15 protein-coding genes are annotated in these 20,541 nt (G+C 64.7%); 11 read left to right on the top strand and 4 right to left on the bottom strand.

Annotation, left to right across the window (positions count from 1 at the left end; all coding sequences use genetic code 11):
* The first annotated feature begins 948 nt into the window (after nucleotides 1–948).
* The 11 genes from IFT75_RS21670 to IFT75_RS16250 all read left to right on the top strand — a co-directional run bounded on the left by IFT75_RS21670 (nucleotide 949) and on the right by IFT75_RS16250 (nucleotide 15,746).
* Nucleotides 949–1,950, top strand: a complete 1,002-nt coding sequence (locus tag IFT75_RS21670) for a methyl-accepting chemotaxis protein (RefSeq protein WP_446731080.1) — start codon at nucleotides 949–951, stop codon at nucleotides 1,948–1,950.
* 155 nt (nucleotides 1,951–2,105) lie between these two features.
* The gene (locus IFT75_RS16205) at nucleotides 2,106–3,887 is read left to right on the top strand and encodes a protein-disulfide reductase DsbD (protein ID WP_192055698.1); all 1,782 of its coding nucleotides are present in this window, start codon (nucleotides 2,106–2,108) and stop codon (nucleotides 3,885–3,887) included.
* A gap of 385 nt (nucleotides 3,888–4,272) precedes the next feature.
* Nucleotides 4,273–4,725: an acetyl-CoA carboxylase biotin carboxyl carrier protein gene (accB, locus tag IFT75_RS16210; RefSeq protein ID WP_122480307.1), complete on the top strand. Its 453-nt coding sequence runs from the start codon at nucleotides 4,273–4,275 to the stop codon at nucleotides 4,723–4,725.
* A gap of 17 nt (nucleotides 4,726–4,742) precedes the next feature.
* Nucleotides 4,743–6,089: an acetyl-CoA carboxylase biotin carboxylase subunit gene (accC, locus tag IFT75_RS16215; protein ID WP_122480308.1), complete on the top strand. Its 1,347-nt coding sequence runs from the start codon at nucleotides 4,743–4,745 to the stop codon at nucleotides 6,087–6,089.
* Nucleotides 6,090–6,237: 148 nt separating this feature from the next.
* Nucleotides 6,238–7,116: a 50S ribosomal protein L11 methyltransferase gene (gene prmA, locus IFT75_RS16220; RefSeq protein ID WP_122480309.1), complete on the top strand. Its 879-nt coding sequence runs from the start codon at nucleotides 6,238–6,240 to the stop codon at nucleotides 7,114–7,116.
* Nucleotides 7,117–7,157: 41 nt separating this feature from the next.
* Complete coding sequence (locus IFT75_RS16225; protein ID WP_192055699.1) at nucleotides 7,158–8,258, top strand: DUF3426 domain-containing protein; 1,101 nt, start codon at nucleotides 7,158–7,160, stop codon at nucleotides 8,256–8,258.
* A gap of 167 nt (nucleotides 8,259–8,425) precedes the next feature.
* Complete coding sequence (gene dusB / locus IFT75_RS16230) at nucleotides 8,426–9,439, top strand: tRNA dihydrouridine synthase DusB (RefSeq protein ID WP_192055701.1); 1,014 nt, start codon at nucleotides 8,426–8,428, stop codon at nucleotides 9,437–9,439.
* Complete coding sequence (gene fis, locus IFT75_RS16235; protein WP_049861977.1) at nucleotides 9,436–9,756, top strand: DNA-binding transcriptional regulator Fis; 321 nt, start codon at nucleotides 9,436–9,438, stop codon at nucleotides 9,754–9,756. The genes dusB and fis overlap by 4 nt, the downstream gene beginning before the upstream one ends.
* A gap of 80 nt (nucleotides 9,757–9,836) precedes the next feature.
* Complete coding sequence (gene purH / locus IFT75_RS16240) at nucleotides 9,837–11,444, top strand: bifunctional phosphoribosylaminoimidazolecarboxamide formyltransferase/IMP cyclohydrolase (RefSeq protein WP_122480312.1); 1,608 nt, start codon at nucleotides 9,837–9,839, stop codon at nucleotides 11,442–11,444.
* A gap of 148 nt (nucleotides 11,445–11,592) precedes the next feature.
* Nucleotides 11,593–12,879: a phosphoribosylamine--glycine ligase gene (purD, locus tag IFT75_RS16245; RefSeq protein ID WP_122480313.1), complete on the top strand. Its 1,287-nt coding sequence runs from the start codon at nucleotides 11,593–11,595 to the stop codon at nucleotides 12,877–12,879.
* Between the two features lie 92 nt (nucleotides 12,880–12,971).
* Entirely contained in the window at nucleotides 12,972–15,746 is a 2,775-nt protein-coding gene (locus IFT75_RS16250) for a hybrid sensor histidine kinase/response regulator (protein ID WP_192055703.1), read from the top strand.
* A 205-nt stretch (nucleotides 15,747–15,951) separates the two neighbouring features.
* Here the strand turns inward: IFT75_RS16250 and cobJ are convergent, their stop codons facing one another.
* The 4 genes from cobJ to cobG are packed head-to-tail and all read right to left on the bottom strand — an operon-like array spanning nucleotide 15,952 to nucleotide 20,510.
* Complete coding sequence (cobJ, locus tag IFT75_RS16255) at nucleotides 15,952–17,643, bottom strand: precorrin-3B C(17)-methyltransferase (protein WP_192055705.1); 1,692 nt, start codon at nucleotides 17,641–17,643, stop codon at nucleotides 15,952–15,954.
* Entirely contained in the window at nucleotides 17,643–18,374 is a 732-nt protein-coding gene (locus tag IFT75_RS16260) for a precorrin-2 C(20)-methyltransferase (protein ID WP_192055706.1), read from the bottom strand. The genes cobJ and IFT75_RS16260 overlap by 1 nt, the downstream gene beginning before the upstream one ends.
* Complete coding sequence (locus IFT75_RS16265; protein WP_122796485.1) at nucleotides 18,374–19,000, bottom strand: precorrin-8X methylmutase; 627 nt, start codon at nucleotides 18,998–19,000, stop codon at nucleotides 18,374–18,376. Before IFT75_RS16265 ends, IFT75_RS16260 begins: the two co-directional genes overlap by 1 nt.
* A complete protein-coding gene (gene cobG, locus IFT75_RS16270) occupies nucleotides 18,993–20,510 on the bottom strand; it encodes a precorrin-3B synthase (RefSeq protein ID WP_244652772.1) in 1,518 nt (505 codons plus the stop codon). Before cobG ends, IFT75_RS16265 begins: the two co-directional genes overlap by 8 nt.
* Nucleotides 20,511–20,541 lie beyond the last annotated feature (31 nt).

The following is a 20,541-nucleotide window of genomic DNA, read 5'->3' on the forward strand; positions in this document are numbered from 1 at the left end:
CCCATGCGCCTGAAACTGCTTACCAATCTGAACACCCTGCTGCTGGTCGCCGTGTGCACCGCCCTGGCGGCGACGCTGTGGTGGTCGCAACGGGCGCTGGAAAGACCCTATCTGTTGATGGAGCGCTACCTGCAATTGTCCCGGCAGTTTCAGGACGACGTCGTGCGCAACGTCCAGGATTACCTGAACAGCGGCGATGCGCTGCGCCATGCCGAAGCGACCCAGGGCTTGACCCGGCTGCGTGAGGGGATCGCCACCTTGCCCAGTGAACTGAGTGGCCCACTGCACGGCGATGTCGATGCGCTGAGGATCTTCACTGCCGAACAGTTGCTCGCTGCCGGCAAGCTGGCGGGCGATCCACAGGCGCTGCTGGTGCAGGCCGAGCGCGAGCTGGGCGGTACGTTGGAACAACTGGCTCGGTATGCCGCGAGCAACGGGCCCTATCAGGCGGCACTGCTGCCTGCCAGCCAGCACCTGGCAAAACTGTCCCTGGCACGCGAGAAGATGATCAGCAGCGGGCGCAGCGAACTGGCTGCGGACGTCGAGCGCGAACTGGCCGGCATCAGGGCCCAGGCCGACACGCTGCAAAGCCTGCCGCTGCTGGGGGTAGCCAGCTCCACCGCGTCGGGGGCCGATGACTTTGCGGCGCTGATGGGTTTGCAGAACGAAAATACCGGCGAGGCTCAGGATGATGGCGTGGACCTCAAGCGTGAGCTGGCCAGCTTGCTGACGCGCTATCCAGCCGAACTGGGCCGTACCCGCGAGCTGATCCAGCGGCGTACCGAACTGGCCGATGCCGCCCAGCAACGCATCGGCGCAGTCCAGCATGGCCTGAGCGAACTGGAACCGGCCGTGCGTGGGGAGCATGCCAGAATCCAGGGTGAAGTGCGTCTGCTGCAAGGGGCCATGATCGGCCTGATCCTGTTGATCGCATTGCTCATCGACCGCATGCAGCGCCGCCTGGCCGGTGCGCTGACCCGCCTGGATCCAGCCCTGTCGACCTGGGCCGAGGGGGATTTCGTCAAGCCCGTCGCTCTGGGCCGTACCAACCATGAATTACAGGCCATCGAAGCGTCTCTGAACCGCTTGCGCCTGTATCTGGTCGCGTTGGTCGGCACCATTCGCCAGAACGCCGAGCAAGTGGCTGGCAGCAGTCACCAACTGGCCGAACTCAGCGGTGGCCTGCACCAGGGGGCACTGCGTCAGGCCGGCGATACCGCACAGATTCGCGATGCGCTGGGCGAGCTGGAGGCAACCATCGGCCAGGTAGCGGACGATGCCAGCCAGGCAGCTGCGGCCAGCCGATCGGCGGGCGAAGCGGTGGAGCATGGCCAGCATGTCATCGGGCAGAGCCTCAAAGGGCTGCATGCGCTGGTGGGTGAAGTGCAGGGCAACGCGCAGATGATCGAGCAGCTTGCCGAGGAGTCGGCCACCATCGGTGGCGTGCTGACCGTTATCCGCTCGATCGCCGACCAGACCAACTTGCTGGCCCTCAATGCCGCAATCGAAGCGGCGCGTGCTGGAGAAATGGGCCGCGGCTTCGCGGTGGTTGCCGAAGAGGTCCGTTCGCTGGCGTCGCGCACGACCGGGGCGACCCATCAGATCCAGAGCTTGATTGGCAACCTGCAGACGGCGGCGCGCGAGTCCGTGCACGGCATGCGCGCCCAGGTCGTTCATGCCCAGGCGACGGCCAGCCAGGCTCAGGCAGCGGACGGGGCGCTGGCGCAGATCGTCGCGGCCATCCAGACCATCTCTGCCACCGCCGTGCGCATCGCTGATTCAACCGCGCAGCAGAGCGGTGCCGTGGGCGAGATTCGCGAGCACGGCGAGCGCATCCATGGCTTGGGTGAAGACAACCTGCTGCGCATCGGCCAAGGGCGCGCGCAGGGCGAGCATCTGTTGCGTCTGGGTGGCGAATTGCGCACGGCGGTGCAGGCGTTCAGGGTCTAGGGCTTGTAGCGGACTGGGCGACCCTGTCCGGGCGACCTTATCCGGGCGACCCTATCTGGGCGACCCATCCTGTTACATGAAATCGGGCCCTGGCGATTCGGCAGTACCGCATCGCTCCAGTATGATGCGCGCTCAATTGCTGTTCGAGAACTGTCATGCGCCGCCTGCTTTGCCTTCTGTTGTTGGTTTTCGCACTGCCCGTCGCGGCCTCCGGCCTGCTCGACGCACGGCCCAGCGCCACTCTGGGCGGTGCTTCGCTGAACAACGGCGCCGACTTCCTGCCGGTCGGCCAGGCGTTCCAACTCGAACAGGTAGAGGCTTCTGCGCAGGACATCACCCTGCGCTTCGTGATTGCCGAAGGCTACTATCTCTACCGCCATCGCTTCGAATTCAAGGCCGAGCCTGCCGACATCGCGCTGGGGGCCGCGCAACTGCCGGCCGGCGAGCAGAAACACGACGAGTATTTCGGCGATGTCGAGGTCTACCACGGCATTCTCGACGTGAAGATCCCTCGCCCCGCCGGAGACTCGCGCGCCTTCACCCTGGCTGTAAGCTTCCAGGGCTGCGCCGACAAAGGCCTGTGCTACCCACCGGAAACCCAGCGCCTTTCCGTACCTGGCATCGGCCAGGCTGCCCCGGCGGCGAGCGATGCCGGGGCCTCGGGAGGCTGGCAATGGCATGAGTTGGCGTTGTTCTTTCTGGCCGGTATCGGCCTGACCTTCACGCCCTGCGTGCTGCCTATGTTGCCAATCTTGTCCGGCGTGGTGCTGCGCGGGCAGGTGGGCGGGCTGCGCGGCTTCAGCCTGTCGCTGGCCTATGTGCTGCCGATGGCCGCTTGTTTCGCCCTGTTGGGTGCGCTGATGGGCAAGTTCGGCGCCGAACTCAACCTGCAGGCACGGCTGCAGTCGATGTGGGTGCTGGTGCCGTTCGCCCTGTTCTTCGTGGTATTCGCGCTGGCCATGTTCGGCCTGTTCGAGCTGAAACTGCCGGCTGCCGTGAGCCAGCGCCTCGACCGCGTGGCCGGCAATGCCAAGGGCGGCTCGCTGTGGGGAGCCGCCGTGCTGGGGGTCGTGTCGAGCCTGCTGGTGTCGCCGTGCGTATCGGCGCCGCTGGCCGGTGCGCTGCTTTATATCAGCGCCAGCGGCGATGCCCTGGGGGGCGGACTGAAACTGTTTGCACTGGGTCTGGGCATGGGCGCGCCGTTGTTGCTGGTGGCTACCGGTGGCGCGGCCTGGCTGCCCAAAAGCGGGCCGTGGCTGGTGACCGTGAAAAACGCCATCGGCGTCTTGCTGCTGGGCCTGGCCATCGCCCTGCTCGCTCGGGTGCTGCCAGGCAGCGTGACCCTGCTGCTTATCGGCCTGCTGGCAGCCGGCATCGGTGTGTTCATGGGGGCTCTGGAGTGGGTGGCCAAACCTGCGCGCCAGCGTCTGCAACAGGTGCTCGGGCTGGCCTTCGTGTTTTATGCCCTGGCATGCTGGCACGGCGCTTTGAGCGGCCAATCCGATCCGTTCCAGCCGCTGGCGCGCCCGGCCACGACCGGTGCGCCAGCGACTGCCCCGACGGCTGCACAGGACGCCTGGCAGACGGTGACCACCACCGAAGGCTTCGAGCTGGCACTGCGCCAGGCAACTGCCGCCGGGCAACCGCTGGTACTGGACTGGTATGCCGACTGGTGCATCAGCTGCAAGGTCATCGAGCATGAAGTGCTGACCGATGCGCAGGTGATCGCAGGGCTGCAGGGTTACCGCAAGGTGCGCCTGGACATCACCCAGAGCAACGCGGAACAGCGTGCCCTGCTCGATCGCTTCAAGCTGTTCGGGCCGCCCGCATTGCTGTTCTTCGACGGCAACGGCAATGAACAGGCAGCCTCGCGGGTCGTCGGTGAAGTCGATGCGGCAACGTTCCTCGGGAAAATACCTCCCGCTGGCAATCCATGACTCGGGTGGTGACCGAAACCGACAAGCGAGTCACAAATTTTGCGCAAACATCGGACAACGTGCGGGCTATTGCGCTTAACTGGACATACGCCTGAGGTTTCCGGCATAGTTCGCCCGCTTTGCCCGTGAAGCCGAAGGCGAGACACCGCTTGAAATGGACATGACTCGACAGCTTTTCATGACCGATGTCACCCCTGACGTGACGCGCTGCTGTCGATGAGCATCCCACTGTTCGACGTGCGTATTTTTCACCGGCACGTTCGAGAATTTTCGCCGTCACTCGGCCCTTTTCAACGGCACATGAGTGTTTGCAGCCTTCTTCGAAAGGCGCATGGCAAGAACACCTACTGAACGCCCCTGACCGACCCTTGGGAGTTGATGATTGATGGATATTCGTAAAGTCAAGAAACTGATCGAGCTGCTGGAAGAGTCCGGCATCGACGAGCTGGAAATCAAGGAAGGCGAAGAATCCGTACGGATCAGCCGTCACAGCAAGACCCCGGCCCAGCAGTACTATGCACCGGCGCCGATGGCCGCGCCTGCCGCAGCGCCCGTCGCCGCTGCACCTGCCGCCCCGGCCGAGCCTGTGGCTGCCAAGCTCAACGGCACCGTGGCCCGTTCGCCGATGGTCGGCACCTTCTACCGCAAGGCGTCGCCAGCCTCGCCGGCCTTTGCCGAAGTAGGCCAGACGGTCAAGAAAGGCGATACCCTGTGCATCGTCGAAGCAATGAAAATGATGAACCACATCGAAGCTGAAACCAGCGGTGTGATCGAATCGATCCTGGTAGAAGACGGTCAGCCGGTTGAGTACGACCAGCCGCTGTTCACCATCGTTTGACCAGCGGAGAGCCTGCGATGTTGGAAAAAGTTCTGATCGCCAACCGCGGCGAAATCGCCTTGCGGATCCTGCGTGCCTGCAAAGAGCTGGGCATCAAGACCGTTGCCGTCTACTCCAAGGCCGACAAGGAGCTCATGCACCTTGGCCTGGCTGACGAGTCGGTGTGCATCGGGCCGGGGCCTGCCAACCTGTCCTATCTGCATATCCCGGCGATCATTGCAGCGGCCGAAGTGACTGGCGCTACTGCCATTCACCCAGGCTACGGCTTTCTCGCCGAGAACGCGGACTTCGCCGAGCAGGTCGAGAAATCCGGTTTCGCCTTCATTGGCCCGACTGCAGAAACCATTCGCCTGATGGGCGACAAGGTGTCGGCCAAGCACGCGATGATCGCGACGGGCGTACCGACGGTGCCCGGCTCCGATGGCCCGCTGCCCGAAGACGAGGAAGAGGCCCTGCGCATCGGCCGTGAAGTCGGCTATCCGGTGATCATCAAGGCCGCTGGCGGCGGCGGTGGTCGCGGCATGCGCGTGGTGCACAAGGAAGAAGACCTGATCGCCTCGGCCAAGCTGACCCGCACCGAAGCCGGTGCCGCGTTCGGCAACCCGATGGTGTATCTGGAAAAATTCCTGACCAACCCGCGTCACGTGGAAGTCCAGGTGTTGTCCGACGGTCAGGGCCAGGCAATCCACCTGGGCGACCGTGACTGCTCGCTGCAGCGCCGGCACCAGAAGGTGCTGGAAGAAGCACCGGCACCGGGCATCGACGAAGCAGCGCGCGAGGAAGTCCTGGCGCGTTGCGTGAAGGCCTGCATCGAGATCGGCTACCGCGGCGCCGGTACCTTCGAGTTCCTCTACGAAAACGGCCGGTTCTACTTCATCGAGATGAACACTCGCGTGCAGGTAGAGCATCCGGTATCGGAGATGGTCACGGGTATCGACATCGTCAAGGAGATGCTCAGCATCGCCGCCGGCAACAAGCTCTCGTTCACCCAGGACGACGTGGTCATTCGCGGCCACTCGCTCGAGTGCCGGATCAACGCCGAAGACCCGAAGAGCTTCATTCCGAGCCCCGGCACCGTGAAGCATTTCCACGCACCGGGCGGCAACGGCGTTCGCGTCGATTCGCACCTGTACAGTGGCTATGCGGTACCGCCGAACTACGACTCGCTGATCGGCAAGCTGATCACCTGGGGCAAGGACCGCGACGAGGCCATGGCCCGTATGCGCAACGCCCTGGACGAGATCATCGTGGACGGCATCAAGACCAACATCGCACTGCACCGCGACCTGGTGCGCGATGAAGGTTTCTGCAAGGGCGGCGTCAACATCCACTACCTGGAACACAAGCTGGCCGGCCAGAAATGATTCGGTTGTCGACGTGAAGGTGTAGATGTAAAAACGACCCGGCTTTCGAGCCGGGTTTTTTTTGGTCCTCGCGCCTGTCCTCGCGTAAACTGGCGCGCTTGTCGCAGCGAACGTGCTGCGCCCCCCGTTTAGATCGAAGGTGCCCGCCATGCCTTGGCTGCAAGTCCGTCTGGCCATCAGCCCAGAACAAGCCGAAACCTATGAAGACGCCCTGCTGGAAGTCGGTGCCGTGTCCGTGACGTTCATGGATGCCGAGGACCAGCCGATCTTCGAGCCCGAACTCAATACCACGCCGCTCTGGTCGCACACCCACTTGCTGGCGCTGTTCGAAGCCGACACCGACGCCGGCGCAGTCTTCGCCCACTTGCAGTTGTTGACCGACGCCGCCCTGCCCGAGCATCACGCCGAAGTGATCGAGGACCAGGACTGGGAGCGCAGCTGGATGGACAATTTCCAGCCCATGCGCTTCGGCCGCCGTTTGTGGATCGTGCCCAGCTGGCACCAGGCCCCGGAACCCGAGGCGGTCAACCTGCTGCTGGACCCAGGCCTGGCGTTCGGCACCGGCACCCATCCGACCACGGCACTGTGCCTGGAATGGCTGGACGGGCAGCAGCTGCAGGACACGCAGGTGCTGGATTTCGGCTGCGGGTCGGGCATTCTGGCCATCGCTGCGTTGCTGTTGGGCGCACGTCAGGCGGTCGGCACCGACATCGATGTGCAGGCGCTGGAGGCTTCACGCGACAACGCCCAGCGCAATGGCATTGCCGACGATCGCTTCCCGGTGTACCTGCCTGCCGACCTCCCCGCTCAGCAGGCCGATGTGCTGGTCGCCAACATTCTTGCAGGTCCGCTGGTCAGCCTCGCACCCCAGCTCAGCGGATTGGTCCGGCCTGGCGGGCTGCTGGCGCTGTCCGGCATCCTCGCCGAACAGGGCGAAGAAGTCGCGGCAGCCTACGCACAGGACTTCGAGCTGGATCCGATTGCCAACCGTGACGGCTGGGTACGCATCAGCGGCCGTCGCCGCTGAGCCCCATCCAGAATGTCCCCCGGCCCTACCAGGACCTGCGCATGAGCGAGAGTTTCGTCACCCAGTGCCCGCATTGCCAAAGCAGCTTCCGCGTCAGCCACAACCAACTGAGCGTGGCGCGCGGCGTGGTTCGCTGCGGCTCCTGCCTGCAGGTCTTCAATGCGGCCCGACAGCTGCTCGAACAGAGCGCGACCTTGACCCCGGCCAGTTTGCCCAGACCGCCGGAGCTGGCTCCGCGGCCGTGGACCAATGGTGACATAGACCTGGATCGGCTCGAGCTGGGTGACACTCCCAGAATGGACAGCCTGAGCGCGCGCCGGGACGACGCCGATACCGATGCGGCGGCCTTGCCACCGATCATCGAACGGCTGCCGGCACTGGACGAAGACCAAGCGCCGACACCCGCCAAGCGGACCGAGCCTTCGTTTTGCCATTCCGAGGCCCTCGACCAGGCCCACGTCGATGACGAGCCGTCGGTGGATGGCCACGGCCGGTTATCGGCACTCGACGAGCATGATCGAGACGAGCCGCCTCTTGCTGCCGCCACCAGCACTCGCAAGGGCCAGGCAACCCGCAATGAACCTGCCGTGCGGGATGAGGACGATCTGGCCGACCTGCTGGACGAGCCGATGCAACTGGCCTGGGAGAAGCCCCGCTCGCACTGGGGCAAGCGCCTGTTGTGGCTGGGCCTGGCGATCGTTGCCGCGTTGGGCCTGGGCGTGCAGTACGTGGTCTATCATTTCGCCGAACTGGCCCGTCAGGACCAGTACCGGCCGCTGTTCCAGCAGCTGTGCCCCGTTATAGGCTGCAGTGTGCCGGCCAAGGTCGATATTGCCCTGGTAAAAAGCAGCAACCTGGTGGTGCGCAGCCATCCCGAGTTCGCCGGGGCGCTGGTGGTGGATGCGATCATCTACAACCGCGCTGCGTTCTCGCAGCCTTTTCCGTTGCTGGAGTTGCGCTTTGCCGACCTCAATGGCCAGTTGATCGCCAGCCGTCGCTTCAAGCCCAGCGAATACCTCGACGGCGAGTTGGCCGGCAAGGCCGAGATGCCGCCGCAAACGCCCATCCACATTGCCCTGGACATCCTCGACCCAGGCCCTTCGGCGGTCAATTACAGCCTCAGTTTCCGCTCGCCCGAATAGCCAGATGCTGTGGGGCAAGGGTGGACTGCGCCCGTTCAAAGCTGTCCGCGCGGGCAGATAACTGTTCAGATTTTATCCAAATCTATCTTTAACCCGTCATCGAGAGCGGGTATTATGCCAACCCTTTTTCGAACTCTCATGATCCGGCCCCACAACAGGGAAGTCCTATGTCGGCGGTACGCATCGGCCCATACACCTTGAGCAACTCGCTGATCCTGGCTCCCATGGCCGGGGTTACCGACCAGCCCTTTCGTCAGTTGTGCAAACGCCTGGGCGCAGGCCTGGTGGTGTCGGAAATGGTCACCAGCGACATGAGCCTGTGGAACAGCCGCAAGTCCCGTCTGCGCATGGTCCACGAGGGCGATCCCGAGCCACGCTCGGTGCAGATCGCCGGAGGGGACGCGCAGATGCTGGCCCAGGCGGCACGGGCGAACGTGGAGGCCGGGGCGCAGATCATCGATATCAATATGGGCTGCCCGGCGAAGAAGGTGTGCAACAAGGCGGCGGGGTCTGCCTTGCTCAAGGATGAAGCGCTGGTGGCGCAGATTCTGGAAGCTGTGGTGGCCGCCGTGGATGTACCGGTGACCTTGAAGATTCGCACAGGCTGGGACCGCTCCAACCGCAATGGCATCGCTGTTGCAAAGATTGCCGAGCAGTCGGGCATTGCCGCGTTGGCGGTGCACGGTCGCACACGCGCCGACCTCTACACCGGCGAAGCCGAATACGACACCATCGCTGCGATCAAGCAGGCGGTGTCCATCCCGGTCTTCGCCAACGGCGACATCGATTCACCGCACAAGGCCCGGCAGGTACTGCAGGCGACCGGTGCCGACGGCCTGCTGATAGGGCGCGCGGCCCAGGGTCGGCCCTGGATCTTCCGGGAGATCGAGCATTACCTGCGCACCGGCGAGCTGCTGCCGGCACCGCAGTTGAGTGAAGTGGAAAGCATTCTGCTGGAACATCTGCAGGCCCTGCACGCCTTTTACGGTGATGTGATGGGCGTGCGCATCGCCCGCAAGCATGTTGGCTGGTACCTGTGTACACAGCCTGGCGGGCGTGAATTTCGCAGCCATTTCAATGGGCTGCAAGAGACGCAAGAGCAATGCGCCAACGTTCGCGAGTTTTTCGGCGAGCGCTATAGAAGCCTTGGTGAAAGGGACGCGAAAGAGGTGGCCGCATGACGATGATGAGCGAGACTTTAGTGAGTGGAACAACGCCTGTGAGCGACAATGTAAACCTCAAGCAGCATCTGAACACGCCGAGCGAAGAGGGCCAGACCCTGCGCGGCAGTGTCGAGAAGGCGTTGCACAACTACTTTGCCCACCTCGAAGGCGCCTCCGTCACGGACGTGTACAACCTGGTGCTGTCCGAAGTCGAAGCTCCCCTGCTTGAAAGCGTCATGAACCACGTCAAGGGCAACCAGACCAAGGCCAGCGAGATGCTGGGCCTGAATCGAGGCACCCTGCGCAAGAAACTCAAGCAGTACGACCTGCTGTAACCGAAGCATTCAAACCAGAAAAGGCGACCCAGCGGTTCGCCTTTTTTGTTGACTTCTACGCTTTGAAGATGGAAATCGTGATGACCGACCAGACCACCCGCCTGCCGATCCGCCGCGCCTTGATCAGCGTTTCCGACAAGACCGGAATCGTTGAATTCGCCCGCGAACTGGAAGCCCTTGGCGTCGAGATCCTGTCCACCGGCGGTACCTTCAAGCTGCTGCGCGACAACGCCGTGGCCGCCGTGGAAGTGGCCGACTACACCGGCTTCGCCGAGATGATGGACGGCCGCGTGAAAACCCTGCATCCGAAGATCCATGGCGGCATCCTCGGCCGCCGCGGTACCGACGACGCGATCATGGCCGAGCACGGCATCCAGCCGATCGATCTGGTGGCGGTCAACCTCTACCCCTTCCAGGCGACGATTTCCAAGCCTGGCTGCGACCTGGCCACGGCCATCGAGAACATCGACATCGGCGGGCCGACCATGGTCCGTTCGGCGGCGAAGAACCACAAGGACGTGGCCATCGTGGTCAACGCCGGTGACTATGCCCAAGTGCTGGCCGGGCTCAAGGCCGGCGGCCTGACCTACGCGCAGCGCTTCGACCTGATGCTCAAGGCGTTCGAACATACCGCCGCGTACGACGGCATGATCGCCAACTACATGGGCACCATCGACCAGACCGGCGAGCGCCTGGGCACCGAAGGCCGCGGCGAGTTTCCGCGGACCTTCAACAGCCAGTTCGTCAAGGCGCAGGAGATGCGCTACGGCGAGAACCCGCACCAGAAAGCGGCATTCTATGTGGAGGCGCAGCCGGCCGAAGTGGGCATTGCCACGGCAACCCAGCTGCAGGGCAAGGAGCTGTCCTACAACAATGTGGCCGATACCGACGCCGCCCTGGAATGCGTGAAGAGCTTCGTCAAGCCAGCCTGCGTCATCGTCAAGCATGCCAACCCCTGCGGCGTGGCCGTGTGCCCGGACGCCGAGGGCGGCATCCGTCAGGCCTACGAACTGGCCTACGCCACCGATACCGAATCGGCGTTCGGCGGCATCATTGCCTTCAACCGCGAGCTGGACGCGGCCACTGCCAAGGCCATCGTCGAGCGTCAGTTCGTCGAAGTGATCATTGCCCCGAGCGTCAGCGAGGAAGCCCGCGCCATCGTGGCGGCCAAGGCCAATGTGCGCCTGTTGGCGTGTGGGCAATGGTCGGCCGAGCGTGCCGAGGCATGGGACTACAAGCGGGTGAACGGCGGTCTGTTGGTGCAGAGCCGGGATATCGGCATGATCGGTGCCGATGACCTCAAGGTAGTGACCCGCCGGGCGCCCAGCGAGCAGGAAATCCATGACCTGATCTTCGCCTGGAAAGTCGCCAAGTACGTGAAGTCCAACGCCATCGTTTACGCCAGGAACCGCCAGACCATCGGCGTCGGTGCCGGGCAGATGAGCCGGGTGAATTCGGCGCGCATCGCAGCGATCAAGGCTGAACATGCCGGCCTGCAGGTGCAGGGCTCGGTCATGGCGTCGGATGCGTTCTTCCCGTTCCGCGACGGCCTGGACAATGCCGCCAAGGTGGGCATCACCGCCGTGATCCAACCGGGCGGCTCGATGCGCGATGCCGAGGTGATTGCGGCCGCTGACGAAGCCGGCATCGCCATGGTGTTTACCGGCATGCGCCACTTCCGCCACTGATTCGGCGACGGCCGCATTGAAGCTGCGGCCTCCTACCGTGATGTTTCACGGGTACGCCGCCCCTTCAGCAGCGGCGCGAGCCGCGTCAGGCCGTTGCGCGGCATACCGCGAACACCCTTAGAATTCCGCTTTACCGAGGTTTTGAACCATGAACGTATTGATCATTGGCAGCGGCGGGCGCGAGCATGCGCTGGCCTGGAAAGTCGCCCAGGACCCACGGGTCCAGAAAGTGTTCGTGGCACCGGGCAATGCCGGTACCGCCACCGAGGCCAAGTGCGAGAACGTCGCTATCGACGTGCTGGCATTGGAGCAACTGGCGGACTTCGCCGAACAGAACGTTTCGCTGACCATCGTCGGCCCCGAAGTGCCGCTGGTGGCTGGCGTGGTCGACCTGTTCCGCGCGCGCAACCTGGACTGTTTCGGCCCCACCGCGGGCGCGGCCCAACTCGAAGGCTCGAAAGCCTTCACCAAGGATTTCCTGGCGCGGCACAAGATTCCCACCGCCGATTACCAGAATTTCACCGAGATCGAACCGGCACTGGCTTACCTGCGTGAAAAAGGTGCGCCGATCGTGATCAAGGCCGATGGTCTGGCCGCGGGCAAGGGCGTGATCGTTGCCATGACCCTGCAGGAGGCCGAAGACGCCGTACGCGACATGCTCGCCGGCAACGCCTTCGGTGACGCCGGCTCGCGGGTGGTCATCGAAGAGTTCCTCGACGGCGAGGAAGCCAGTTTCATCGTCATGGTCGACGGCAAGAACGTGCTGCCCATGGCCACCAGCCAGGACCACAAGCGCGTTGGCGACGGCGACAGCGGCCCGAACACCGGCGGCATGGGGGCGTACTCCCCTGCTCCGGTGGTGACCGCCGAGGTTCACCAGCGGGTCATGGATCAGGTCATCTGGCCGACTGTGCGCGGCATGGCGGACGAAGGCAATGTCTACACCGGTTTTCTCTATGCCGGGCTGATGATCGACAAGGCCGGCAACCCCAAGGTCATCGAGTTCAACTGCCGTTTCGGCGACCCTGAAACCCAGCCGGTCATGCTGCGCCTGCAGTCGAGCCTGATCCTGCTGATCGAAGCGGCTTTCGCCCAGGCGCTGGACAAGGTCGAGGCGCAGTGGGACCCACGGCCCAGCGTCGGCATCGTGCTGGCGGCGGGTGGCTATCCGGGTGACTATGCCAAGGGTGATGCGATCGGCGGCCTGGACGCAGCGGCTGCCGAGACCGGCAAGGTGTTCCATGCCGGCACCGCACTCAAGGACGGCCAGGTCGTCACCGCAGGGGGTCGCGTGCTGTGCGCCACGGCACTGGGCGACAGCGTCGGCGCCGCGCAGCGCCAGGCCTATGCGCTGGCCGCGAAGATCGATTGGCAGGGTTGTTTCTATCGCCATGACATCGGCTACCGGGCCATTGCCCGCGAAAGCGGCAAATAAGCGTGGTGACTGTCGGGGGCTTCAAGCCCCCGACACACGTTTCATGGCGCACGCGGCTATAATCAGGCATTCATCTACGAAGGGATTTCGCCTTGCGCTGGCTCAGGACTGCCATAGGATTCACCGCCGGCCTGCTGGCCCTGCTCTGTGTGCTCGGCGCCCAGGCAGAGTCGGTGGGCGGCTGGTCGATGTTGATGGACGAAGACGGCCGGCTGCAGTTGGGCGACGTGCGCTCCGAACGCTTCCAGAACCAGTTCGCCCCGGTGCAACTGCGCCAGGTCAACGCGGCCGGGCCCAACGGCGCGTTGTGGCTGCACTATCGCCTGCCGCCGACCGACCAGGAATTGTTGCTGCGTATTTTCTGCCCTGACCTGAAAGCCCTGGATTTCTATGTGCTCGACGCCGACACGCTGATCAGACGTGTGTCGTCGGACACCGATGCCAACACCGAGGCGCCGCTGGCCAGCAGCGACCATCTGCTGACCTTGCCGGTGAGCCAGAAACATCTCGACGTGTACCTGCGTATCGCCTCCGAACACCAGATCCGCCCCAGCATCGTTCTGCAATCCTCTTCCGCAGCGGCCGCCGATCAACGGGAGCCGTTGCTGTTCGGTCTGCTGCTGGGCTGCGTTGCCATGCTCATCCTGCACAACCTGATGTGCTTCGCCCATCGCCGCTCCAGCAGCAGCCTGTGGCTGGCCTGCTCCCAGGCCTGCCTGCTGGCCTCTGCCCTGATCCTGTTCAACTTCACCGGGCCCTGGGTTTCGCTGTGGCCGGCAGCGCGTACACCCGCCGCCTACAGCGCGCTGCTGCTGGCATCGATGACCGGGCTGATGTTCTGCCTGCGTTTCTTTGCCGTACGCGGCCATCAGCGCTCCAACCGCATCATCAAGGCCGAGGTTGCCCTGATCGCCCTGTGTGGGCTGTTGTTGCTGTTCATCGACGGCCTGCCGTTCAACTTCTTCGCCTACGGCCTGCTGGCCCTGACCAGCATGACCATGCTGATGATCGGCATCTGGCACTGGCTGCAGGGCTATCGCCCGGCACGCACCTTCTGCCTGGGGCTGCTGGTGTGCAACCTGGGTTGCCTGGTGGTGTTGCCGGCGCTGCTGGGCCTGACCCGCACACCTTCGCAGTGGCTGATTTTCACCTTGCTCGGGTTTGCCATGGTGGGCGGGGTGATCCTCAACGCCGCGCTGACCCAGCGCCTGCGCAGCATCAGCGAGGATCGCTTCAGCGCCAGCCGGCAACTGGCGGCCAGCACTGCCGAGATCAACGCCAAGGCGGAATTCCTGGCCAAGCTCAGCCACGAGATCCGCACCCCCATGAACGGCGTCCTGGGCATGACCGAACTGTTGCTGGGCACACCGCTGTCGGTCAAGCAACGCGACTACGTGCAGACCATCCACAGTGCCGGCAACGAGCTGCTCGGTCTGATCAACGAGATCCTCGACATCTCCAAGATCGAATCCGGGCAGATCGAGCTGGACGATGTGCAGTTCGACCTGCACGCCCTGATCGAAGACTGCCTGAACATCTTTCGCGCCAAGGCCGAGCAGCAGAACATCGAGTTGATCAGTTTTACCCAGCCCCAGGTTCCGCGAGTCATCAGTGGTGATCCGACACGCCTGCGCCAGGCGCTGCTGAGCCTGCTGGACAACGCGCTGAAGAAGACCGACCAGGGCGAGATCCTGCTGGTGGTGGCGCTCGACCAGCGCAGCGCCACCCCACGCCTGCGCATCGCCGTGCAGGACAGTGGCGAACCAATGCCCGGCGCCGAACGCGAAGCGCTGCTGCACACCGAATTGCGCAGTACCAACCTGCTCGACGGCAACCGCCTGAGCGGGCACCTGGGGCTGGTGATCGCCCGCCAACTGGTGCTGTTGATGAAGGGAGATTTCGGCATCAAGAGCGGCAGTGAGCATGGCAGCACCCTGTGGCTGACCCTGCCGCTGGATCCGCAACGCCTCGAGCAGCCCTCTTCGGACCTCGACCTGCCGCTCAAGAACGCGCGGGTGCTGGTGGTCGACGACAACGAGACCTGCCGCAAGGTACTGGTGCAGCAGTGCAGTGCCTGGGGCCTGAATGTCAGCTCCGTGCCGTCGGGCAAGGAGGCCTTGGCCTTGCTGCGAACCAAGGCGCACCTGCGTGACTATTTCGACGTGGTCTTGCTGGACCAGAACATGCCCGGCATGACCGGCATGCAGCTGGCCGCGAAGATCAAGGAAGATCCAAGCCTGAACCACGACATTCTGTTGATCATGCTTACCGGTATCAGCAATGCGCCGAGCAAGGTGGTCGCTCGCAATGCCGGGATCAAGCGCATCCTGGCCAAACCGGTGGCAGGGTACACCCTCAAGACCACCCTGGCCGACGAGCTCAGCCATCGTGGAGAAAGCGAGGCACCGCCACTCGCTGCCGCCCACCTGGCGCCTATCGATGTGCCAGGTGACTTTCGTATTCTGGTGGCCGAAGACAACAACATTTCCACCAAGGTGATCCGCGGCATGCTCGGCAAGCTCAACCTGCATCCCGACACGGCCAGCAATGGCGAGGAAGCGCTGAAGGCGATGAAGGCCCAGCGTTACGACCTGGTGCTGATGGACTGTGAAATGCCGATTCTCGACGGCTTCTCGGCGACCCGTCAGTTGCGTGCCTGGGAAATGGGCAACCAGCGCGTGCGCACACCGGTGGTGGCGCTGACCGCGCATATTCTCAGCGAGCACAAGGAGCAGGCGCGCCAGGCCGGCATGGACGGGCATATGGCCAAGCCGATCGAAATGTCGCAATTGCGCGAACTGGTGGAGCACTGGGCCTCAGAGCGCGAGGCCATCATCCCCCCCGTTGAAAACCCCCTGACCCCGTAGCAGCGGCGCGAGCCGCGTCGGCGTCACACGCGGTACGTCAGGAAATGCGCGGTGCAGCCGGACGCGGCTTGCGCCGCTGCTACAGGGCTGACGCGAGCCGCGTCGGCGTCATACGCGGTACGTCAGGAAATGCGCGGTGCGGGCGGACGTGGCTTGCGCCGCTGCTACAGGGGGCGTTCGGCGGCGGTTGGTGTTCGTTTGTAGATCAGGGCTTGGTGCCGTACCAGCGTGGGGTGTATACCCAGGTGCCGCCCGCGGCCTTGGCGAAGGTGCAGGTGGTGGAAGAACCCACCAGCACCATGGTGCGCATGTCCACCTGCTCAGGCGTCAGCTCGCCCAGCGTGATGACCCGCAAGGTCTGGCCGGGACGGCCGATGTCGCGGCCCAACACGACGGGGGTGGCAGGCGTGCGATGCAGGCGGACGATGTCCAGCGCCTTGCCCAGTTGCCACGGCCGCGAGCGGGAAATCGGGTTGTAGAACGCCAGGGCCAGATCAGCCTGACAGGCCAGGTCCAGGCGCTTCTCGATGATGGCCCAGGGTTTGAGATTGTCGGACAGCGACAATACGCAAAAATCATGGCCCAGCGGTGCGCCGGCCTGGGCCGCCGTGGCCAGGGAGGCCGAGACGCCTGGCAGCATCTGCAGCTCTACCGCGTGCCAACTCGGGTCGGCGGATTCGTGCAGCGCCTCCAGCACCGCAGCTGCCATGGCGAACACGCCGGGGTCACCGGACGATACCACCACCACCGAGCGACCCTGAGCGGCCAATTCGAAGGCGTGCCGGGCACGCTGCATCTCTTCGCGATTGTCGGTGCAGTGCAGCACCTGATCGGCGCGGAACGGGCCGGCCATGCGCACGTAGGTCTCGTAGCCCAGAATGTCGTTGGCACGCGCCAGCTCTGTCTTGACCGCCGGGACCATGAGGTCGGCGGCGCCGGGGCCCAGGCCGATGACGGCCAGACGTCCGCGCGGCCGGCCAATGCCCGACAGGTCCAGTGGCTGCTCGGCCATGGCGACTGCCATGTGTTCGCCGATCGCCACGGGCGACGACTGCGGCACCGCGTGGCCGGCCATCTGCACCAGCGAGCCTTGCGCCGGGGCAAACCGCAGCGGCACGCCCAAGTCGGCGGCAGCATCGTGCAGCGCAGAATCGGCCATGGCGCCCTCGTCCGCCAGCAGGCACGCCAGTGATGGCAGGGCAATACGACGGCCCTGCAGTGCGTCACGCACGGCCTCCGCCAAATGGGGCAACGCTGAATTCACCGCCACCAGCACGTTGCGCGGATGGATGAGCAGTTCGTGGGCAACCGGTGCCCGCGCCTCGCTGCCAACATGAATGGCCAGGCGCGCCTGTGCGTCTTCGGGCAGCCGTGCGTCGGCCAGCCAGGGCGCGGCGCCTTCGACGCGCACCTGCTCACCGGCGAGCAGGTCGGAAACGAAGCGCTTGCCCAGTTCCAGATCGGCCAGGGCATAGCCGCTGGGCGGGTTGAGCAGGCAGGTACCGAAGCGCAGCTCGCCGCTGGTGGTGATCGCAGCCGCAATTCCCAGGCCTGCGCCAATCTCGCGAGCCAGCACGTTGACCCCGGCCAGGCCACCCAAAAGCGGCACCACCGCGCTGCCATCTTCGGCCACGGCCAGCACCGGCGGTTCGGCGCCCTTCTCCAGCAGGAGCGGCGCCAGGCAGCGGATGACGATGCCCGCCGCGCACAGGGCAATGATCGGGGTGTTCTGCCGATACAACTGACGCAGGGTAGCGCCGAAGTCCTGATAACTGCGCTCGACACCGGTCACGCGCTCGACCAGGCCGTGGATCAGCGCCTGTGGATAGAGTTGCTGCAGGCGCCGCGCGGTGGTCAGGGCGCCGCTGCCGAGAATGACGATTGCTGGGGCGTTCATCAGCCTTGCCACCTCTCACCCGGAACGATGATCAAGGAAAAATAGGGCGACGAGGTCGGATCGACCTCGGCCAGGGGGACGATCTTCTGGTTGGCCATGGTGGCGCGCTCGACATACAGGGCGCGCTCGGCCAGACCCAGTTCGATCAGCACCTGGCGGACCTTGGGAAAGTTGCGGCCCAGCTTCATGATCACGGCGGCGTCGGCGTCGGCCAGGCGACGCTTGAGGTCGTCCGCCGGCAGCACGCCCGAGAGCACCGAGAGGCTCTGGTTGCGATACACCAAGGGTGCGCCCAGCACCGAAGCACCGCCGAGCATCGAACAGACGCCAGGGATCACCTGGGCTTCATAGCGCTCGGCGAGCCGGTCGTGCAGGTACATGTAGGAGCCATAGAAGAACGGATCGCCCTCGCAGATCACCGCCACGTCACGGCCGGCATCCAGGTGCGCGGCGACGTCCAGGCTGGCGGTGTCGTAGAAATCGCTGATGACGTGCTCGTAGGACAGCGGCGCTGGCAGTGCTTCGGTGGTCACCGGGTAGACCAGCGGCAGCAAGGTTTGCAGAGCCTGCAGGTGGCCCTCGATGATGCCGAAGGCATTGCCCTTCTTGCCCTTGGCGACGAAATAGGCCACCACCGGCGCCTCGCGCAACAGGCGCAGCGCCTTGACGGTGATCAGTTCGGGATCGCCCGGGCCTACGCCCAGTCCCAGCAGACGGCCACGCGGTTGCATCACTCGACCTCCGTGGCCAGTGCATTGACCGCGGCGGCGGCCATGGCACTGCCACCCTTGCGGCCTTCGACGATGACGAACGGCACGCCACGGCTGTCCGCCGCCAGCATGGCCTTGGACTCGGCCGCGCCGACGAAACCGACTGGAAAGCCGAGGATCAAGGCGGGCTTGGGCGCGCCGGCATCGATCATGTCGAGCAGGTGGAACAGCGCGGTCGGCGCATTGCCGATGACCACGACCGAGCCTTGCAGATGGGGCCGCCACAGCTCCAGCGCAGCCGCCGAGCGGGTGTTGCCCAAGGCTTGGGCAAGGGCTGGCACGCTGTCGTCCTTGAGGGTACAGATCACCTGGTTGTTCGCAGGCAGTCGGGCGCGGGTGATGCCTTCGGCGACCATGCGCGCGTCGCACAGGATCGGCGCGCCGGCGGCGAGGGCGTCGCGGCCGGCTTTGCCGGCGCCGGGCGAGAAGCGCAGGTCCTGCACGACATCGACCATGCCGCAGGCGTGAATGACCCGTACGGCGAGCTTTTCCAGGTCTGCGGGGATCTGATCCAGCTTCGCTTCGGCACGAATGATGGCGAAGGAATTGCGATAGATCTCCTGACCATCGCGGATGTAGTCAATCATGGGTGTCGCTCCGTGAGCGGTCGCGCAGCAGGGCAGCGGCCGCATCCAGTGAAAGATGGCGCGCGAGCAGAGTCCCGAATCCGGGTCGTTCGGCGTCGCGCAGATACAGGTCATAATGGCCGGCGCTACTGGCCAGCAGGGTCGCCGGGGCGACATGGGCCGCGGCGCATGAACGTGGGCAGCCGCTCAGATGTACGCTCAGCGGCGCCCGCGCAGGCAGCAAAGCGGCGAGGCGAACGGCATCCGCCTTGGTGTCGGCCAGGCCCTTGGCACAGCCGCTGGCGCCCGTGCAGGCGATCATGGCCGCCAAGGGCTGTTGCAGCCCGGTGATGAAGCCCAGCTGGGTCAGGGCCTGGAGCACGGGTTCGGGATCGCGCAGGTCAGGTAGCAGCAGGCCCTGCCACGGGGTCATGCGCAGGGTGCCGTTGCCGTGTTCGCGAGCGAGCTGGGCGGCGCCGCGCAGCATCGCTGGGGTCAGCCGTCCCAGAGGGACCAGGGTGCAGATGAAGCTCAGGCCCGGTTGGCGCTGTGGCTGGATGCCCAGTTTGAAGGTGGCCAGCGGCCTGCCAAGTGGTGCAGGGCAAACAGGCAGACCCAGGGTGCTGAGGAATGCCTGGGTAGTGTCAGTGGCGGCCTCTTCGCGGGCAGAGCCCGCTCCCACTGGTGCAGCAATCTTGCCTGCCTTGGCTGTGGGGGCTGGCATGGTGGTATCAGCGACGAGGATCCTGTGGGAGCGAGGCGGGCGGCTGAGCCCTGTGCCTGCGAAGACGGCGTCGGCAAGCAGATCGCGCATTCGCGTGTGTTCAGGGCGCGCCAGTTCGAGAAAGCGGTCCAACACCGCCACCACCAAGGCATGGCCTTGCTCGAAAGGCACGGCGCCCACGGCAGGGTCGCGCCCGGGACAGCCGGCCAGGCCGAACGCCCACCAGCACTGCCCATCGCGTTCGAAGGCCGACAGCCACAGGTCGTGGTGATGCTCGAGCATCGCCAGGCGCTCGCCGCCGTGCAACTGCACGGCGAACTTGGCCGACAGCGCATGAAAGCGCGGCTCGGTTTCCAGGCTGTGGATGACCTGGGCCGCCAGTGGGCGCGTGTCGACGACCTGGCGGGGGTCGATGCCGGCGGTGGGGCCGAGCATGACATTGCGCACATCGTCACCGGCCGCGTCCCGTGGACCCAAGCCAGCCTGCAGCAAGTGCTCGATCAAGGCCTGATGACGTTCACCGATACCTCGAATCTGCAGATTGCTGCGGTTGGTCGCCTCGATCGTTCCCCCGGCATACCGCTCGGCGGCTTCGGCGACGGCCTCGGCCTGGTCCGCACCCAGTTCGCCGCCGGCGAGTTTGATACGGCAGATCCCTCCGTCCAATGCCTGCACGATACGCAGCAACCCCGGACACGCCGAGGGGCGGACAACGTTCGAAGTCTTGTTCAAAGGGGCACCGGACACGCGCGAAAAACCACTGGAATGGGTAAGGCGCGGTATTATGCCTGCTTTGGCCGAAGGCATGAAAAGTCTGCCCGTCGGAATAGTTTTGTAT

This window comes from Pseudomonas sp. CFBP 8758, assembly GCF_014841725.1.
GTDB lineage: Bacteria > Pseudomonadota > Gammaproteobacteria > Pseudomonadales > Pseudomonadaceae > Aquipseudomonas > Aquipseudomonas baltica.

Bases quoted from the DNA above. Each gene is read 5' to 3' on its own strand.
- IFT75_RS21670 (WP_446731080.1), top strand. From the start codon at position 949: ATGCAGCGCCGCCTGGCCGGTGCGCTGACCCGCCTGGATCCAGCCCTG.
- IFT75_RS16205 (WP_192055698.1), top strand. From the start codon at position 2,106: ATGCGCCGCCTGCTTTGCCTTCTGTTGTTGGTTTTCGCACTGCCCGTC.
- accB (WP_122480307.1), top strand. From the start codon at position 4,273: ATGGATATTCGTAAAGTCAAGAAACTGATCGAGCTGCTGGAAGAGTCC.
- accC (WP_122480308.1), top strand. From the start codon at position 4,743: ATGTTGGAAAAAGTTCTGATCGCCAACCGCGGCGAAATCGCCTTGCGG.
- prmA (WP_122480309.1), top strand. From the start codon at position 6,238: ATGCCTTGGCTGCAAGTCCGTCTGGCCATCAGCCCAGAACAAGCCGAA.
- IFT75_RS16225 (WP_192055699.1), top strand. From the start codon at position 7,158: ATGAGCGAGAGTTTCGTCACCCAGTGCCCGCATTGCCAAAGCAGCTTC.
- dusB (WP_192055701.1), top strand. From the start codon at position 8,426: ATGTCGGCGGTACGCATCGGCCCATACACCTTGAGCAACTCGCTGATC.
- fis (WP_049861977.1), top strand. From the start codon at position 9,436: ATGACGATGATGAGCGAGACTTTAGTGAGTGGAACAACGCCTGTGAGC.
- purH (WP_122480312.1), top strand. From the start codon at position 9,837: ATGACCGACCAGACCACCCGCCTGCCGATCCGCCGCGCCTTGATCAGC.
- purD (WP_122480313.1), top strand. From the start codon at position 11,593: ATGAACGTATTGATCATTGGCAGCGGCGGGCGCGAGCATGCGCTGGCC.
- cobJ (WP_192055705.1), bottom strand. From the start codon at position 17,643: ATGAACGCCCCAGCAATCGTCATTCTCGGCAGCGGCGCCCTGACCACC.
- IFT75_RS16260 (WP_192055706.1), bottom strand. From the start codon at position 18,374: ATGCAACCGCGTGGCCGTCTGCTGGGACTGGGCGTAGGCCCGGGCGAT.
- IFT75_RS16265 (WP_122796485.1), bottom strand. From the start codon at position 19,000: ATGATTGACTACATCCGCGATGGTCAGGAGATCTATCGCAATTCCTTC.
- cobG (WP_244652772.1), bottom strand. From the start codon at position 20,510: ATGCCTTCGGCCAAAGCAGGCATAATACCGCGCCTTACCCATTCCAGT.